Source organism: Rhodoferax sp. (assembly GCF_014859475.1).
Lineage (GTDB): Bacteria > Pseudomonadota > Gammaproteobacteria > Burkholderiales > Burkholderiaceae_C > Rhodoferax.
Genome location: NZ_JACUUE010000303.1, coordinates 1 through 2,150, shown reverse-complemented (window position 1 = coordinate 2,150; position 2,150 = coordinate 1). Strand labels below are relative to the sequence as shown.

Here is a 2,150-nt window from a genome sequence, read left to right as displayed (position 1 = left end):
CCCTGACCCAGTCGTTGCGGTGTTCCAGCGTGCGCAGCACTTCGCCGTGATCGGCCTTTCCGAGAATGCGGCTGCGCGTGTTGGGTGCATGGCGCACATTGGCCACACGCGACTTGACCACCATATGGGGTGTTTTGGCCACCAGCGGGCGATAGACCCAGCCGGTGTCGTTTTCGAAGTCGCGCACCTTGAGCCATTCGCCCTGGCGGCCGGTGACCTCCAGCGGGTAGCCGAGGGTGAGTGTCCACAGTGCTTCATGCTGTGTGCCGGCGCCTGCGCGCATGTTGATTTCTGCTTTGGCCACGCTCACCATCTCGCGCGCCTGCAGCGCTGCTGTCGAGGCTACCAGCGTGAGCGCCAGCAGGGCGCGCGACCATTTCTTCAAATTCAACATCAGAGTCCTTTGTCTAAAAAAAAGAATGACAACACGGCACAGGCTCAGGCCGCCTGTGCCGCGCGCATGAATTCATCGCCCCAATGCGCCACATCGTTGTCGGCCACGATGGCGGCCATGCGCTGGCAGCGGTAGGTGCGCTCGTCGGCGCCCATGGTGAGCGCCTGGTGCAACACCTTTGACATCGAGTTGGCGTCGTAGGGGTTGGTCAGCAGCGCGCCGTGCAACTCCACCGCCGCACCGGCGAACTCCGACAAAATCAGCACGCCCGAGGTGCCGATGGCCTTTTTTGTGGCGACAAATTCCTTGGCTACCAGGTTCAGCCCGTCGCGCAGCGGCGTGATCCAGGCCACGTCGCAGGCGGCGTAGTGTGCCACCACGTCCTCGAACGGCAGCGAGCGGTAGAAATAGTGCACGGGGGTCCATTCGAGCGTTGAAAAACGGCCGTTGATGCGGCCCACAATGCGGTCCACCTCGGTGCGCAGCGACTCGTAGATTTCCATGCCCGGCGCGGCCGGGGTGATGATGTTGAGCAGCGTGACTTCACCGATCATCTCGGGGTGCTGTTCCAGCAGGCGCTCGAAGGCCTGCAGTTTTTCCAGCGACCCCTTGACGTAGTCGAGCCGCTCGATCGAGACGATGCCTTTCACGCCGTTGAGCAGGGCGTTGATGCGGGCGATCTTTTTTTGCACCGCAGGCTTGGTGACGATGTTTTCGATCAGGCCCGTGTCAATGCCCACCGGATGCGCGCCGAGCTTGACGCGGCGCCCGCCGACCTCGATGGCCGAAGTCATGGTATCGACTCCCAGGGCGCAGCCGTAGGTGATGAAGCGCGGCGCGCAAGGCACGGATTCAAGTACCTCCACCGGCGTGTACGAGCGCACCGCGTCAACAAAATTCTCGACGTAGCGCGGGATGTGAAAGCCGACGTAATCACACTGCAGCAGGCTGCCGATGATCTCGCGGTACCACGGCAGGATGTTGAAAATGTCGCTCGACGGAAAGGCGGTGTGATGGAAAAAGGCAATGCGCAAATCGGGCCGCAGCGGGCGCAAAAAGGCCGGCACCATCCACAGGTTGTAGTCGTGAATCCAGACCAGCGCGCCCTCGGCCGCCTCGCGTGCGGTTTGCTCGGCAAAGATGCGGTTGACATCCAGAAAACGTTCCCAATGCGCCTGGTTGAACTCGGCCTTGTCGGGGAACGAAAAAATGATCGGCCAGAAGGCTTCCTTGGAAAACTTCTTGTAAAAAATATCCACGTCGTCGGCGGTCAAGGCGATGCGCGCCACCTTGAGGTTCGGGTAATGTTTTTTGTCCACCGGCACATGGCGTACAAAGCCTTGCGGGGCGCGGCTGTCCTGCATCGACCAGGCCACCCAGGAGCCCTTGCGCGCGTTGGCAAAAAAGCCGAGCAGCGTCGGGATGATGCCGTTCGGGCTTTTGGGCCGCTTTTGTTTGAGCACGCCGTCTTCGAGCACTTCGTCGAACGGCGGGCGGTGATAGACCATGACCAGATCAGCCTCGCCCCGTTCGTCCATGCGGCGCTGCGCTTTTGGGGTGCTTTCAACCTCCACGCCATGGTGCGCCAAGCCTTTCAGGATGCCGCCGCAGCCTTCGTCCTTGGCAATGAAGACACGTGACATTTTGCGCACACGCTCGATCAGCGCGGGCTCAGCCCCCCCGACCACAATGCCTTTGAAACCGGTGGCATACATTGACAGGTCGTTGAGCGTGTCGCCCGCCACCACGATGGTTT

Annotated in this window: 2 protein-coding genes; both read right to left on the bottom strand. The window is 61.3% G+C overall.

From position 1 onward, the window contains the following. On the bottom strand, positions 1 to 394 hold a 394-nt coding region (locus tag IBX54_RS14665; RefSeq protein WP_296543392.1), incomplete at its 3' end, for an SH3 domain-containing protein. Between the two features lie 44 nt (positions 395 to 438). Further along, on the bottom strand, positions 439 to 2,150 hold a 1,712-nt coding region (gene ggpS, locus IBX54_RS14660), incomplete at its 5' end, for a glucosylglycerol-phosphate synthase (protein WP_296543391.1).